This window comes from Eubacterium sp. BL-380-WT-2B (assembly GCF_009696115.1).
Taxonomy (GTDB): Bacteria; Bacillota; Clostridia; order Eubacteriales; family Eubacteriaceae; genus Eubacterium; species Eubacterium callanderi.
In genome coordinates this window covers 255509-269234 of record NZ_VUMP01000007.1, presented here as the reverse complement: position 1 = coordinate 269234, position 13726 = coordinate 255509, and the positions used below count along the sequence as shown (strand labels likewise).

The following is a 13726-nucleotide window of genomic DNA, read 5'->3' as shown; positions in this document are numbered from 1 at the left end:
ATATTTTCATGTTAAAAGAAGGAATTGTTGCGTCCCCTGGTATTGCCATTGCAAAGGCATTTGTATATGACAAGGTTGAAGTGGAAGTCACCGAAAAAAAGGTTGACGATCCAGAGGCTGAGGTTGCCCGCCTTCAGGCTGCCCTTGAAAACAGCAAGGAGCAGATTTTAAAGATTAAAGAAAAAGCAGCCCGTGACCTGGGTGAAGAAGAAGCAGAAATCTTTGAAGCCCACGCCATGGTTCTGGATGACCCTGAATTTGTGGACAGCATCACGGCTGAGATTAACACAAACGGCGTCAATGCGGAGTTTGCGGTTAAAACCGTCACCGACCGCTTTTTTGAAATGTTTGACATGATGGACGATCCTTATTTCAGCGCGCGCGCCGCCGATATCCGCGATGTGGGAACCCGGGTGCTCAACAATGTTATGGGGGTTGAAAATGTGGATATCTCCTGCCTGGATGAAGACACCATCATCGTAGCCGATGACCTGGCCCCCTCCGATACCGCTCAGATGGATAAGGCACGGGTCAAAGGCTTTGCCACCAACATCGGCAGCCGCACTTCCCACACCGCCATCATGGCGAGAAGTCTGGAAATCCCGGCTGTTTTGGGCTTGGGTGACATTACCGCGGCTGTAAAAAACGGCGATACCGTTGTGGTTGACGGTTTAAAGGGACAGGCGGTGATCAATCCGACCGACGACGAGCTGGCAGCATATAAAAAACAGCAGGAAGACTATCAGGCATACATTAAAGAGCTGGCTGAGCTTAAGGAGCTGGAAGCGGTCACCACCGACGGACACAGGGTAGAGCTGGTCGGCAATATCGGCTCTCCGAACGATACCGACGGCGTGCACAAAAACGGCGGACGCGGCGTGGGCCTGTACCGTACGGAGTTCTTATATATGAACAGCGACACCATGCCGGATGAAGAAAAACAGTACGAGGCTTACAAGGCTGTGATCGAATCCTTTGACGGCGATCCGGTTATCATCCGCACACTGGATATCGGCGGGGACAAAAAGCTGCCGTATCTGCCTCTGGAAGAGGAAATGAACCCGTTCCTGGGCTTCCGCGCCATCCGCTTATGCTTCCGCGAGGTGGACATGTTCAAGACACAGCTGAGAGCGATTCTGAGAGCCTCTGCCTTTGGAAACGCGCTGATCATGTTCCCGATGATCTCCGGCGTATCCGAGGTGCGTCAGGCCAAAGGCATTCTGGCAGAATGTATGAAGGAGCTGGACGAAAAGGGACAGGCTTATGACAAAAATATCCGTGTCGGTGTCATGATCGAAATCCCGTCGGCAGCAGTGACCTCGGACATCATTGCCAGGGAAGTGGATTTCTTCAGCATCGGCACCAATGACCTTTGCCAGTATACACTTGCGGTAGACCGTATGAATCAGGAGGTTTCCTACCTGTACAATCCGCTGCATCCGGCGATCCTGCGCCTGGTCAAGACAGTGATCGACGCTTCCCACGCCCGCGAAGGCCTGTTCACCGGTATGTGCGGCGAAATGGCCGGTGATCCGATGGCAACGCTGATCCTTCTGGGACTGGGTATGGACGAGTTCTCCATGAGCGCCTCCTCCATTCCGCAGGTGAAGAAGATCATCCGCAGTGTCAGCTATGAAGACGCAAAGGCCATTGCAGAAAAAGCCCTGAACCTGGAAACCGGCGAAGAAGTCAAGGAAATGGTTCAGGCAAAAATTGCAGAATTAGGCATTAAAATCGTTTAGTAAGGTGGTGAGCTGAAAAATGGTCAGTAAGGTCGTAACCATTACCAACGCTACCGGCCTGCACGCAAGACCGGCATCCATGTTTGTACAGACCGCTGGTAAGTACAAAGCGAAAATTGAAGTGGTCAAGGGTGACGCGCGTTTAAATGCCAAGAGCATCATGGGGATTATGTCCGGCGGCATCGCGCAGGGAACCACGGTCACCATCGAAGCCGATGGCGAGGACGAGCAGGATGCCCTGGATGCGCTGGTCGAGCTGGTGCACAGTAATTTTGGTGAAAAGTAATTAAAAAAAGTAAAGAAATTTTCAATAATACCTCAAAGGGCTGTTCAATTTAAGCTTTTTGGGGTATTATTATATTACTATGAAAAACGATTTAAAACCAGGAGGACAAAGAATATGAGTTGTAACAAAGGTTATTTTGTAGGCGGATTGTTCGTCGGAACAATCATTGGTGGTGCTTTAGGTATTCTGCTTGCCCCAAGCTCCGGCGAAGAAACACGCCGTAAGATTAAAGACGGTGCGCAGGACACATTTGGTGACGCTTATGACCAGGCTGTGGAGTATGGTGAAAACCTGAAGGAACAGCTGCAGGATATGACCGATTCTGTAACCGATAAGGTAAACCAGTACAAAAACCAGATTGAAAATAAAATCCAGGAAATCCAGGATGAAGTGAACCAGGATATCGAAGAATTAAACGAAGAACTGGAAGCCCTTCAGAAGGAAGATGGCGAAGCGGTTGCCGATGCAGCCAAAGATACCGTCGACGCGGCTAAGGCTGCGGCGGACGACGCCAAGGACGTAGCAGCTGACGCAGCGGACAAGGCTTCTGACACCATCGACAGTGTTAAAGACGCCGCCAAAGACGTTGCAAAGAACTAGGACTGGTATCCGTTAAATGATGACTGTAAGTTTTAGTATATGGGAGCTGGCGGTCCTGATTATTGCCATTGCCTTTGTGTTTGGGACGGTTTATCTAATTAAGGTTTTTAAAAACCTGGGTGCGACCCTGGAAACCACAGCCAAGCTGATGGATGAAAACCGCGCGCAGATCCATAATATTATGGACAATGTGGACAGCATTACGCAGAATGCCGATGACATGACAAACAAGGCCAACGATATGCTGGGCGGCGTAGAGGATTCTGTCAACCATCTGAAATCGGATGTGGTGGACCCGTTAGTCGGCGCTTTTGCCAAAATCGCCAAGGTGATGCAGGTCATCAGCAAGGGTGAGGCACGCGCGGCGAATAAGAAGGAAAAAAAGATTAAAAAAGTTTGATTCAATAAAAAGAGCCCCCGGGATGTAACGTTTTGTTACAGCCCGGGGTTTTTTATCTTTTAAGACGGTTTATTTTTTCAAACTGGTAGTTCCGGTAGTTCGCGGCAATCTCCTTGTACGCCGATTTGGAAATCGCAATTCTTTCACCGTTGCTCATGATAAAATCCCGGTTCTCCATAAAATCGACCTCATCCAGATTGACCATGCAGTTGCGGTAGCAGCAGATAAAGTTGGAGTAGGGAAGGAGCATTTCAGAAAAGGCCTTAAAGGGCATATAGGTTTTGACGGTTCCTGTTTTGGTATAGATATAGATATAATGATTGGAGTAATCCGTATAAAGGATGCTGCGGATCAGAATTTTGATGATTCTGCGGCTCTGCTTCACTTCGATAAAATGGTTTTTCTCAAGGATAGAAGCGCCGCAGCGCTGCATGGTTTCAAAAAAGGTATTATAATCATAGGGCTTGATGAGGTAGTCGGCTGCGCGTACCTTGTAACCCGCCAGCGCGTGGGTGTGCTCGGTGCTGGTGGTTGAGAAAATCAGGATGCAGTCCTTGTCGGCTTCCCGTATCTTTTGGGCCAGCTCAATGCCATTCATGCCCTCCATATAAATATCCACAAAGATCAGGTCGTAGACCTGTGGGATAAAACAGGCCAGGAAATCACTGGCTCTTTCAAAATTTTTAATATTTGCGAGTGTTTTGTTTTCGTCACAATACTGCTTCAGATAAGCGCAGAGAAGCAGACCGTCCTCTTTTAAATCGTCGATAATGGCAATATTCAAATTGCCGCCTCCTCTCTTTGTGTTAAGCTGTCATGTCATAAGCTCTCGTATGAGGGCTGCTGGCCGGACTCCAGTTCCAGCAGAATCAGAACCTTGTAGGTGTTCTTTTCAATTTCCCTGCGGAGCGTGCCGTTATATTTTTTTACAATGCTGTCAATGGATAAAAGCCCGATGCCCCCCTCCTGGGCGGCGCTTGTGATGCGCTTGGAGGAAAGGCAGTTTCCGTTTTTATCGTACTGGATTTCGTGGTCAAAGCTGTTTTCGACCATTATACAGAAGTCTCTTTTGCTGGTAAAGCTGGCGGTGACATGGACAAAACGCGCGCCGTCCTGCTGGCGCTCGCAGGCTTCCACCGCGTTTTCGATCAGGTTGCCGAGGATAACGCACAGGTCGTTTTCGGAATCGGGCAGAGTGTCTGGAATCAGCAGGGTGCTGGAGACCTCAGCGCCGCACAGCCTTGCACGCTCAAAAAAATGGCAGGCGATGGCATTGATAGCGCAGTTATCACAGAGGATGACCTTTTCGTCCGGCGCTGCCTCACTCGTAATCTTTCTCAGGTATCCCCGCGCCCCGTCGGTATCGTTCTTTTCAAGATAGCCCTCCAGTCCCATCAGATGATGGCGCATGTCATGGCGGAGCTTAGAGGTGGCTTCAATATCCCTTTTAATGCGCCGGTACTGGTCTTTTTCCTTTTCCACAAGGCGGGACGCCAGCTCAAGCTGCGCATGATCCCTGGTCAGCTGGATGATTTCAAGAGCCATCCGGATCACCAGGATATTGACTGCAAAGATGCCGATGACCCAGGCGATGGAAACCAGAATACTGAGCTGTGTGAGCTCTTCCGGAAAGGCCTGTCTCTGGAAAACCTTCATGGTTGTGACGAGGTAGAAAGCAAACGGAACGCCCCAGAGGTAATTCCAGAATACAGCGGGCATGCCGGAGGCGGCCTCAATGAGCCTCTTGATAAACCGCTTCACAAAGAAAACCATAAGCGGCAGGGTGACCGCCAGCACAAACACATAGCATAAGAGAAAGCGGCTGCTGGCGCCGATGGCTGTGAGAGATGTGGATAGTGCGCCTGCCAGGATATTGCTGAAAAAAGAAACAATATGCACATAGCTCTCAAGTACGAAAAAGGCAAAGGCCGTTTCATAAACAGAGGGATGAAAAACCAGATGGTAGTAAAGAAAAATCAGTGCAATCAGAAATGGTTCTGAGAGCAGCACAGTCGCATGGAGGATGGTAACCACTTTGTCCAGAATAACACTGATGATCACTGCCGCCGCCGTCAGCAGGATTTCTCTTTTGTCGGACAGCCGCAGCTTTTTGTTAAACACGCTAAAGCCCAGGCCTGCCATGACGGCAAAGGGAAGGGCGACATTATAAAATAAGTACATAAATACCTCTTATGGTTTTGTTCTGTTCAGTTCTGGCAGACAGCCTATTTTTCGGGCCAGAGCCCGGTAGTCATAAATCCCGGTTGACTGGGCCACCCCGAACAGCGCGCGTTTGTCAAGGACATCTGCTGTGCTGTGAAGGCAGTACCGCTCGCTCTCAGCCAGGCTTTGCACAGGCCGCGCCAGCTTTTTGTAAAGCCTCACAATGTAATGGTCCCGCGCTGCCTCGTAGTCAAAGCAGTCCGGCAGGGCTGTCCACAGTGGCTCAGAGCTGCATCCTTCAATGATGCGGGTGACGGCTTCGCGGTTATCGACAACTGGCACCATGCGGAGCTCACCCGGCATTTCCAGCCGGATAAAGTACTGGTGGTTAAAACGCACCAGACAGTTCTTTTTCAGGTGGACGAGCTCATGACCGACCAGCCCGGTGGACATGCAGAAAATGCGCAGTGTGCTGGGGCTGGGGCTCTGGATATAGGGTGAATCCAGTAAAAAGCATTGCCGCGCCTGGCCATAGAGCTTTGCCAGCGCGCTGGCGTCCACCATGCGGGTGTTTTTACTTAGCTTTGCCCGGCTTTGGAGCCACGGCGTTACATACGCTTTCGTCTCCGCAAGCGTGGTACAATTGTAATTTTCAGCAATCCACTTAATAAAGCTGACGCAGTGGAGCCGATAGGTGCGGTAGGTATTACGGGCACCCTGAGGATTCATCCGTTTTTCTAAAATATTTTCAGTTTCCTCAAGGAGTGCTTTAAAGCTTTCAGATCGGTTCATTTGCTTTTGATTTACTCCATTCTCTATAAAAAGTATACGTTAGCCCTGAATTGGGTTCAACCCGCATAACAGTAAAATAAGATTCATTTCGGTAAAAAGAGACGATTTCGGTAAAAACAGAACGACTTTGGTAGAGAACAGGCGGTTTTACACGCTGGTTAAGAGATATTTTATCTTTACCATTGTGGAAAGAACATTACTGTCATATACGTTGAGTAAAAAGAATTGAATTGCTATAATAAAGTTATAATTACAAAGGAGATGTTATTTTGGAAGGAAAAAAATATTTAAAATTTTCAGGTATTATTTTAGTTATTTTTGGTATCGCGCAGCTTCTGCTGGCCTTTTTTGCCTTTGCTGGCGGCGGGATCGCAGCTTTGGGAGTCAACGCAGGAGGCGGCAGTAATCTGGCGGCTTCCGGGACTACCGCGGTCTTAGGGGGTGTTATCCTGGTGGTTACCGCTGTTTTTAACCTTATTTTCGGCATCATGGCAGTTAAAAACTGCGACAAAGCCGGAAAGGCCAAGGCCCTGCGTGTTATGGGCGTAGTGCTGCTCGTCTTAGCGGCCGCTTCGCTTATTATTTACATCAGCGGCGGCCTGACGGTAGTCATTGGCTGCCTTGTTGATCTTATGATCAGTATTATTTACTTCTGGGGAGCCCAGAAAAATGTGCAGTCCCTGTAAAAAATGGCCGGACAGCACACTTGAAAAGTACGGCGGCTTAAATTTAAAAGAGACTGTCCCTGGGAAACTGAAGGTCTGATGCCTTCAGTTTCTTTTTTGTTTACGGGGAATATAGGCTAAAAAATATGAATCAATCCTTAAATTCCTAAAAAGATGTTGATTTTTTTAGGAAATGATTATATAATTCAAATAAAATACAATGGAGAAGGTGGAAAAAATGGATCAAACAAAAGCTTTTCAGGAAAGAATCGAGATATTCGATGACGCGGTACGGATGAAAAAGCGTCCTAAAAGAGTTCCTTTTGTCACAAACGATGCCTTTTGGCGGTATTATGATCTTGGATACACTCTGAGTGATGCCCTGATGGATCAACAGAAAGTTGAAGACGCTAACATTGATTTTCAAAAGCGCTACCAGTTTGACACGCTGCTGGATATTGGAGACCGCAATCCTCTGATTATGACAAGGAGCCTGGGGAACTTTGAGTATGGCATCGACGATGTGAACAACACACTGATGCTGAAGGAACAGACGCATTTTCTTGAGGATGACTATGATGCATTTGTAAAAAACCCTTTAAAAACACTATGGGAAAATATTATTCCGAGAAAGTACACTTACTTTAAAGAAGGGATGCCCCTCGAGACCATTCAGAGGACTCTCGGAGAATTTCTCGCCTATGATCAGGCCATGGGAAAGACCAATAAGCGCCTGGCAGAGGAATGCGGCGTACCACCTATTCTGGACAGCGTACACGGCGCCAGGATTTACCCAGCCTTTGAAGCGCTGTATAATTTTTTGAGAGGTATGAAGGGCCTGTCGAGGGATCTTCGCAAAATACCTGAAAAAGTGCTGGCCTTTAACGAGGTCTACCACAATGTTTTTGTCAAAAACTTAATTGACGGCATTACCCACGCAGACACAAAGACAAGCGCCTTTACCGCGTTTACCATCATGCTGAGCGATAACATGATCAATCCAAAGCAGTTTGAAAAATTCTTCTGGCCGCAGTTTAAGGAACTGGCCGATAAAATCGTGGAGACGGACAATACAATGTTTGTTTTGAGTGAGGGTTCCTTCAAGCATGTGGCCGAATACCTGCAGGAGCTGCCAAAGGGGCATTTTTGCTTTTATGTTGAGATGGATGATATTTTTGAGACGCGGAAACGCCTCCCAAACCTGTGCCTGTGGGGAGGTCTGCCGGTATCCCTCATCGCCAGAGGAACAAAACAGGAATGCATTGATTACGCTAAACGCGTGATTGATGAAGTTGGAAGGGATGGCGGTCTGGTGCTGTGTACCAATAAGTTCACATCACATCCAAAGGACTGTAACCGTGAAAATCTGCTGGCTGTCAGTGAGTTTGTGCACCAATATCAATAAAGGAGAGAAAAATGGCTGATCATAAAGAAAATATAAAAGAGATGGACTATACCAAATATCCGGACGGCGTGGAAGCGTTAAAGCCAATGCTTGATTTTTTGCCGGATGATGCAGCAAGGGATGGGTTGTTGGCAGGATTTGTCTTGTTTCTGTCACTGATGTAGGGCAGTGGAGTGAATGAAAAAACGCCTGTGAACAGTGCAGGCGTTTTGTTTATGCAAGGAATTTTAAGTGGGAAAAATCTTTTTCGGCTATAAAGTGATGGGAAAAGGTCATCAGGTTTTCAAAAACGGAGGGGGGAACCTCCAGGTTTTTACAGGTGTTCCGGATCAGGTAATAGACAAGCTGATCAAGGGTCAGATGCAGGTCGCCAGCAAAAAAGTTTAAAAAGATTTCGCGCCGTGTCCCAAACTCCGCCAGAAGGATGATTTCAAAGTCGAGGTGCTCGGGGCTGCTGCCAAGGGCATCCAGCATTTCGTGGTATTTTTCACGCATGAGCCCGTGCATCACCCGGTAATTTGACTTATCCTGGATGATTTCGCAGTAAAAGCGCTTGTTGTGTTCGTCGGTAAGAACAATGGTATAAACCATAAACTGAAAGAGGCAGAACTGTTCCAACGGGTTTATCACTGCGCTTTTTTTAATAAAATGGTAAATATCAGTAAAGAATTGCCGATAGATTTCCTCGACAAGGTCGTCCTTCTTTTTGAAGTAGTAGTTTAAGTTGCCGAGGCTCAGATCCGCCAGTGCCGCAATGGATTTTAGCTGTGTGGCGTGATAGCCGTTCTGATAAAATGCATCCTTTGCAAAATGCAGAATCTTTTCTTTTGTGAGATTTCCTTTTCGTTTAATTGCCATAGTTATCGCCCTCCCTCAAAAGTATAGCATAAAAACAGGGATGGAAATAGAATTATTTAGGAATTAATCTACAAAAAACTAAAAGAAAGCAAAATGAGGTAAAATGTATGTTTAAAAGATTATATGATGTGGATGACAGTCTGCAAAAAGATCTGTTTTTGGTAAAGGAGCTGGTTATCTTTGAGCGGTTCTGTCGGGATCAGAGTCTGTGGATAGAGATGAAGAAATGCTTCCACCCCGAATCAGCTGTGTGTATTTCCTGGTATAAGGGCAGCGGACAGGGCTTTATTGAGGCTTCTGAAAAAATGAAAGGTTTTGCACCGCATAAAATCAATCATCTGGTAGCCCGCTGCAATGGCGACAGAGCCGTGGCGGAATGTATCACCAGTATACAGATGCGCCAGAAGCTGCAGGGGCAGTGGTATGACCTGACCTCTTACGCCCGGCTGCATTACCGGCTGGTAAGGGAGAGGGACTGCTGGCTTATCTTATCGTTGACCGGTATTTATGAGAAAGACACCGTGGAGCCGGCTTACTGCATTGGTACGCCGCAGCCCCTTGATTTTGACCCGGAAGGCTATCGGCCGTCTTATGCTGCTCTGTGCTATTTCTTTGAAAAATCGGGCATGGCGTTTTACGATGACCTGCCGGGGATCGACCGGCCCGAAATGGTGAACGCTCTCTATGAATCGAGCGGAAAGTGGCTTTCGGAAGCGTAAGGCGCTTCCCAATACCCGGGACGTAACGTCTGGTTATGTCCCGGGTATTTTTTGCTGCCTTGAAGGTACTTTAAGGCTTTTCTGTTAAAATGAATCAATGTACTGCAGCCTGTGCTTTTAAATTGATCTTTTTCTTTTAAAAAAAGAATTATTTTTGATTTTTGAGTTTAAAAAGTGAGAAATTTGGGTATAATATTCCCAGTGATGTTGAATGAATGCATATTAGGAGCTGGTTAACAGCTCGACTATGTTCGTTGAGGAGGATATAATGTTTGAAATAAGTGAATTAGAAAACGGCCGGGAAGGTGTACGTGTTACAGGAGAAGTTGATATCTATACTGCCACGCAGTTTAAGGAACCCATCGAAAAATTGATCGAAGCAAATACAAAAGATATTTTTCTGGATTTAACAGACCTGTCTTACATTGACAGCACAGGAATCGGTATCCTGATTGAGCTGCGAAAGGGCAGCATGAGCAGAGATCTGAACATGACGCTGATCAACCCCCAGAAAAATGTTGTCAAGCTGCTGCAGCTGACCGGTGTCGATCAAATTTTTAGTATTGTGGAGGAAAAATAGCAATGAGTGAAATGAGTTGCAGTACATGCAGAAGTTTGCAGGGAGAAACAGTTCACATTAGCCTGCCGAGTCTTCCGCAGTTTGTCAGCCTTGCGCGCTTGACGGTTGCATCGGTCGGAAATATCGTTGGCTTTTCGATCGATGTGGTAGAGGACCTGAAGGTCGCCGTTTCTGAGGCCTGCACGAACGCCCTGCGTCATGGCTGCTCCAGCGAGCAGTGCTATGACTTGTATTATCAGCTTGATCAGGACAAGCTTACCATTCGTGTTGAAGATAGTGGTGAGGGCTATGAGCCTGAAAGCATCAGTGAGCCGGAACTGCCCGGCAACCAGGCCGGCGGCTTTGGCCTGTTTATTATTAAATCGTTGATGGATGAGGTAGAAATCGTCAGTAATAAAGGAATGGGTACCAGTATCACGATGGTGAAATACCTGAGGACGTAAGATGGAATATCCAAATCAAATGACAAAACAGGAATCAAAGAAGCTGTTTATCGAATATAAGAAAACAGGCGATAAGGAAATTCGTGATCGCCTCATCGAGAATTTCCTGTATATTCCTAAATTACTGGTCAAAAAATACGCTTACCGCAGCAACGATGTGGAAGATATTTATCAGGTTGCCTGTCTGGGCCTGATGTACGCGGTCGAACGCTACGACCCTGACAGGGGCTTTGAATTTGACACCTTTGCATCACCAACCATCATCGGCGAAATTAAAAAATATTATCGTGACAAACAGTGGATTATCCGGGTTCCGAGAAGGATTCAGGAGCTCAACCGCGAGATTAACCGGGCGAAGACAACCCTGGAGCATAAGCTCATGAAGACACCGACAATCTCTGAGATAGCCGACTACCTGGAAGTGACTGAGGAAGCTGTGATTGAAGCGATGGAAGGCAATAATGTCTTTTATCCAAAATCCTTATCAACAGAATTTGAAAGCAATGCAGACGGACAGGAAGCAACGCTCTTAGATTTGATCGGTGAAGAAGATGAACGGATCGAAAACATTGGAAATGTCGAGGACCTCCGCCAGCGCCTGGAAAGCCTGAACCCAGTCGAGCGGATGATCATCGAAGAGCGTTATTATAACGGAAAAACCCAGAAGGAGGTGGCCGCCATTATCGGTAAATCACAGATGACGGTATCCCGTCTGGAAAAGAAGGTTATGGAGAAGCTGAGAGCCAACCTGTAATCTTAAGAAAAACAAGGCAAGAAGGGGATTTCGATCCCCTTTAAAAATTTTTTGTAATTCTTTACAAGTTTTAGTGGATAATTTCTGCAAAATATTATAAAATAGTAACATGCAACAAACCAAACGCATTTTCGGGAAAAATAACCTTTTAAAATAATGATTTCGAGAAAATGCAATCATTTAAGAATCTAGCAAGGGGGAAGAAGCATGAAAACGTATCCAACCAAAAACATCAGAAATATCCTTTTATTAGGACATGGAGGAAGCGGCAAGACAACATTGACAGAAGCAATGGCATTTAATGCAGGTGCCATTGACCGAATGGGCAGAGTTGATGAAGGAAATACCTTATCCGATTTTGATCCGGAAGAAAAGAGAAGAATGTTCTCAATTTCTTCATCCATTATTCCAGTAGAATATGGTGGACACAAGATTAACATCATCGATGTACCCGGTTATTTTGATTTTATCGGGGACGCCTACGCAGCACTGAGAGTCGCAGATGCGGTTGTTATCGTAGTCGATGCTTTAGCCGGCGTACAGGTAGGTACAGAAAAAGCTATTGAGCTTTTGTCAAAGGTTGACGTACCCGCTTTCATTGTGGTCAACAAAATGGACCGCGAAAACGCGACCTTTGCCAAGGTTATGGATAACCTGAAGGAAGCCTTTGGCAACAAGGTCATTCCTTTTGAATTACCCATGGGCGAAGGTGAGGACATGCGCGGCGTCGTCAACATTGTTGATATGACAGGAAGCCAAAGAAAAGACAACCGCTGCTTTGACGTAGAAGTACCGGAAGATATGAAGGAAGAGCTGGAGCCTTTCCGTGAAATGATCATGGAATCCGTTGCCCAGACCAGTGAAGAGCTGATGGAAAAATACTTTGACGGCGAAGAGCTGACCGAAGATGAAATCCACCACGGCATCCGCACCGGCGTGCTGGACGGCGACCTGATCCCGGTTCTGTGTACCTCCGCAGTACAGAATATCGGCGTAGAAACCCTGGAAAATATGATCATTGCCTATCTGCCGTCACCAAAAGATGCCAAGCCCGTTATGGGCAAGGACCCAAGAGACGGAAAAGAAGTCGAACGTGCCTGCGGCGCAAGCGAAAGCTTCTCAGCACTGGTATTTAAGACCATTGTTGACCCGTTTGTCGGCAAGCTGTCCATCTTTAAGGTGATGTCCGGTGTGCTCGAGGCTACCACCGAGGTCTATAACGCTACCAAGGAAGCAAAGGAAAAGACCAATCACATCTATGTGCTGCGCGGCAACAAACAGATCGAAATTGAGGCTTTACTGGCAGGCGACATCGGTGCTTTCTCCAAGCTGGGGGTTACTGTCACCGGCGATACCCTGTGCGATCCCAAGGACCCCATCGTATACGACAAGATCGAATTCCCAAAACCGGTTATCTCAATGGCCATTGAACCAAAAACCAAAGCGGACATCGACAAGCTGTCCACTGGCCTCCACCGTCTGATCGAGGAAGATCCGACCATGAGCTTTAACCGCAATAACGAAACCAAGCAGACATTGCTTTCAGGCCTTGGCGAAATGCACCTGGAAGTTATCTCCAATAAATTACAGCAGAAATTCGGCGTGGGCGTAAACCTTGAACCCATGAAGGTGCCGTACCGTGAAACCATCCGTAAATCCGCCAGCGCTCAGGGCCGTCATAAGAAACAGTCCGGCGGCAGCGGCCAGTTCGGTGACGTATGGGTCACCTTTGAACCGGGCGATACCCCAAATGATGATTTTGTCTTTATCGACAAGGTCGTTGGCGGCGCTGTGCCGAGAAACTTTATCCCGGCGGTCGAAAAAGGCCTTCAGGACTGTATGGTTGAAGGCGTGCTGGCCGGCTATCCGGTAACCGGCGTAAAGGCCACCCTGTACGATGGCTCCTACCATGCGGTTGACTCGGATGAAATGTCCTTTAAGATGGCAGCCACTCTGGCATACCGCAAGGGGATGAAGGAAGCCTCACCGGTTCTGCTCGAACCCATCTACAAGCTGACCATCACCGTTCCGGAAGAATACATGGGCGATATCATGGGCGACCTCAATAAAAAACGCGGCCGTATCATGGGCATGGAACCCATCGACGGCGGGAAACAGGTTATCACCGCGGAAGCACCGCTGGCAGAATTGTTCAAATATGCCACCGAGCTCCGCTCTATGACCCAGGCCAGAGGCGAATTTGAAATGGAATACGTTCGTTACGAAGAAGCCCCGGCCACCATCTCCGAAAAAGTCGTAGCCGAAGCATTGGCAGCGAAGGAAAAAAAGTAAGATAAAATTTAGAATTTATAGGCAGCG

Annotated in this window: 16 protein-coding genes; 12 read left to right on the top strand and 4 right to left on the bottom strand. The window is 47.3% G+C overall.

Features of this window, described 5'->3' with window-relative positions; genetic code table 11:
- Nucleotides 1-8 precede the first annotated feature (8 nt).
- The 4 genes from ptsP (at nt 9) to FYJ53_RS15705 (ending at nt 3028) form a co-directional block, all read left to right on the top strand.
- Nucleotides 9-1742: a phosphoenolpyruvate--protein phosphotransferase gene (gene ptsP / locus FYJ53_RS15720; protein WP_148427378.1), complete on the top strand. Its 1734-nt coding sequence runs from the start codon at nt 9-11 to the stop codon at nt 1740-1742.
- Between the two features lie 19 nt (nt 1743-1761).
- Entirely contained in the window at nt 1762-2028 is a 267-nt protein-coding gene (locus FYJ53_RS15715; protein WP_013379134.1) for an HPr family phosphocarrier protein, read from the top strand.
- 114 nt (nt 2029-2142) lie between these two features.
- Entirely contained in the window at nt 2143-2628 is a 486-nt protein-coding gene (locus FYJ53_RS15710) for a YtxH domain-containing protein (protein WP_148427379.1), read from the top strand.
- Nucleotides 2629-2644: 16 nt separating this feature from the next.
- On the top strand, nt 2645-3028 hold the full coding sequence (locus FYJ53_RS15705) for a DUF948 domain-containing protein (RefSeq protein WP_013379136.1): 384 nt from the start codon (nt 2645-2647) through the stop codon (nt 3026-3028).
- A gap of 52 nt (nt 3029-3080) precedes the next feature.
- Here the strand turns inward: FYJ53_RS15705 and FYJ53_RS15700 are convergent, their stop codons facing one another.
- Genes FYJ53_RS15700 through FYJ53_RS15690 form a run of 3 tightly spaced genes read right to left on the bottom strand, consistent with a single transcriptional unit; the run spans nt 3081 to nt 5983 of the window.
- Nucleotides 3081-3812, bottom strand: coding sequence for a LytTR family DNA-binding domain-containing protein (locus FYJ53_RS15700; protein WP_148427381.1), 732 nt, complete (start codon nt 3810-3812; stop codon nt 3081-3083).
- A 35-nt stretch (nt 3813-3847) separates the two neighbouring features.
- Nucleotides 3848-5209, bottom strand: coding sequence for a sensor histidine kinase (locus FYJ53_RS15695; protein ID WP_148427383.1), 1362 nt, complete (start codon nt 5207-5209; stop codon nt 3848-3850).
- Nucleotides 5210-5218: 9 nt separating this feature from the next.
- Nucleotides 5219-5983 (bottom strand): hypothetical protein, encoded by a 765-nt coding sequence (locus FYJ53_RS15690; RefSeq protein ID WP_148427385.1) that lies wholly within the window; start codon nt 5981-5983, stop codon nt 5219-5221.
- A gap of 269 nt (nt 5984-6252) precedes the next feature.
- Here FYJ53_RS15690 and FYJ53_RS15685 point away from each other — a divergent pair, with 269 nt between their 5' ends.
- The 3 genes from FYJ53_RS15685 (at nt 6253) to FYJ53_RS21200 (ending at nt 8217) form a co-directional block, all read left to right on the top strand.
- Entirely contained in the window at nt 6253-6669 is a 417-nt protein-coding gene (locus FYJ53_RS15685) for a hypothetical protein (protein ID WP_148427387.1), read from the top strand.
- 217 nt (nt 6670-6886) lie between these two features.
- Entirely contained in the window at nt 6887-8053 is a 1167-nt protein-coding gene (locus tag FYJ53_RS15680) for a uroporphyrinogen decarboxylase family protein (protein WP_227930099.1), read from the top strand.
- 11 nt (nt 8054-8064) lie between these two features.
- Nucleotides 8065-8217, top strand: coding sequence for a hypothetical protein (locus FYJ53_RS21200; RefSeq protein ID WP_187367883.1), 153 nt, complete (start codon nt 8065-8067; stop codon nt 8215-8217).
- Between the two features lie 49 nt (nt 8218-8266).
- Here the strand turns inward: FYJ53_RS21200 and FYJ53_RS15675 are convergent, their stop codons facing one another.
- Nucleotides 8267-8911, bottom strand: coding sequence for a TetR/AcrR family transcriptional regulator (locus FYJ53_RS15675; RefSeq protein WP_148427391.1), 645 nt, complete (start codon nt 8909-8911; stop codon nt 8267-8269).
- Between the two features lie 107 nt (nt 8912-9018).
- Here FYJ53_RS15675 and FYJ53_RS15670 point away from each other — a divergent pair, with 107 nt between their 5' ends.
- The 5 genes from FYJ53_RS15670 to fusA all read left to right on the top strand — a co-directional run bounded on the left by FYJ53_RS15670 (nt 9019) and on the right by fusA (nt 13699).
- On the top strand, nt 9019-9630 hold the full coding sequence (locus tag FYJ53_RS15670; protein ID WP_148427393.1) for a bile acid 7-alpha dehydratase: 612 nt from the start codon (nt 9019-9021) through the stop codon (nt 9628-9630).
- 268 nt (nt 9631-9898) lie between these two features.
- A complete protein-coding gene (locus FYJ53_RS15665; RefSeq protein WP_013379145.1) occupies nt 9899-10210 on the top strand; it encodes an STAS domain-containing protein in 312 nt (103 codons plus the stop codon).
- Between the two features lie 2 nt (nt 10211-10212).
- On the top strand, nt 10213-10653 hold the full coding sequence (locus FYJ53_RS15660; RefSeq protein ID WP_013379146.1) for an ATP-binding protein: 441 nt from the start codon (nt 10213-10215) through the stop codon (nt 10651-10653).
- A gap of 1 nt (nt 10654) precedes the next feature.
- Entirely contained in the window at nt 10655-11407 is a 753-nt protein-coding gene (locus tag FYJ53_RS15655) for a SigB/SigF/SigG family RNA polymerase sigma factor (protein ID WP_013379147.1), read from the top strand.
- A 207-nt stretch (nt 11408-11614) separates the two neighbouring features.
- Nucleotides 11615-13699: an elongation factor G gene (gene fusA, locus FYJ53_RS15650; protein ID WP_013379149.1), complete on the top strand. Its 2085-nt coding sequence runs from the start codon at nt 11615-11617 to the stop codon at nt 13697-13699.
- The last annotated feature ends 27 nt before the right edge of the window (nt 13700-13726 follow it).

Excerpts from the sequence above, each read along its gene's own strand:
- FYJ53_RS15655 (WP_013379147.1), top strand. The coding sequence starts at position 10,655 with ATGGAATATCCAAATCAAATGACAAAACAGGAATCAAAGAAGCTGTTT.
- FYJ53_RS15665 (WP_013379145.1), top strand. The coding sequence starts at position 9,899 with ATGTTTGAAATAAGTGAATTAGAAAACGGCCGGGAAGGTGTACGTGTT.
- FYJ53_RS15715 (WP_013379134.1), top strand. The coding sequence starts at position 1,762 with ATGGTCAGTAAGGTCGTAACCATTACCAACGCTACCGGCCTGCACGCA.
- FYJ53_RS15675 (WP_148427391.1), bottom strand. The coding sequence starts at position 8,911 with ATGGCAATTAAACGAAAAGGAAATCTCACAAAAGAAAAGATTCTGCAT.
- FYJ53_RS21200 (WP_187367883.1), top strand. The coding sequence starts at position 8,065 with ATGGCTGATCATAAAGAAAATATAAAAGAGATGGACTATACCAAATAT.
- ptsP (WP_148427378.1), top strand. The coding sequence starts at position 9 with ATGTTAAAAGAAGGAATTGTTGCGTCCCCTGGTATTGCCATTGCAAAG.
- FYJ53_RS15690 (WP_148427385.1), bottom strand. The coding sequence starts at position 5,983 with ATGAACCGATCTGAAAGCTTTAAAGCACTCCTTGAGGAAACTGAAAAT.
- FYJ53_RS15680 (WP_227930099.1), top strand. The coding sequence starts at position 6,887 with ATGGATCAAACAAAAGCTTTTCAGGAAAGAATCGAGATATTCGATGAC.
- fusA (WP_013379149.1), top strand. The coding sequence starts at position 11,615 with ATGAAAACGTATCCAACCAAAAACATCAGAAATATCCTTTTATTAGGA.
- FYJ53_RS15695 (WP_148427383.1), bottom strand. The coding sequence starts at position 5,209 with ATGTACTTATTTTATAATGTCGCCCTTCCCTTTGCCGTCATGGCAGGC.
- FYJ53_RS15670 (WP_148427393.1), top strand. The coding sequence starts at position 9,019 with ATGTTTAAAAGATTATATGATGTGGATGACAGTCTGCAAAAAGATCTG.
- FYJ53_RS15710 (WP_148427379.1), top strand. The coding sequence starts at position 2,143 with ATGAGTTGTAACAAAGGTTATTTTGTAGGCGGATTGTTCGTCGGAACA.
- FYJ53_RS15705 (WP_013379136.1), top strand. The coding sequence starts at position 2,645 with ATGATGACTGTAAGTTTTAGTATATGGGAGCTGGCGGTCCTGATTATT.
- FYJ53_RS15660 (WP_013379146.1), top strand. The coding sequence starts at position 10,213 with ATGAGTGAAATGAGTTGCAGTACATGCAGAAGTTTGCAGGGAGAAACA.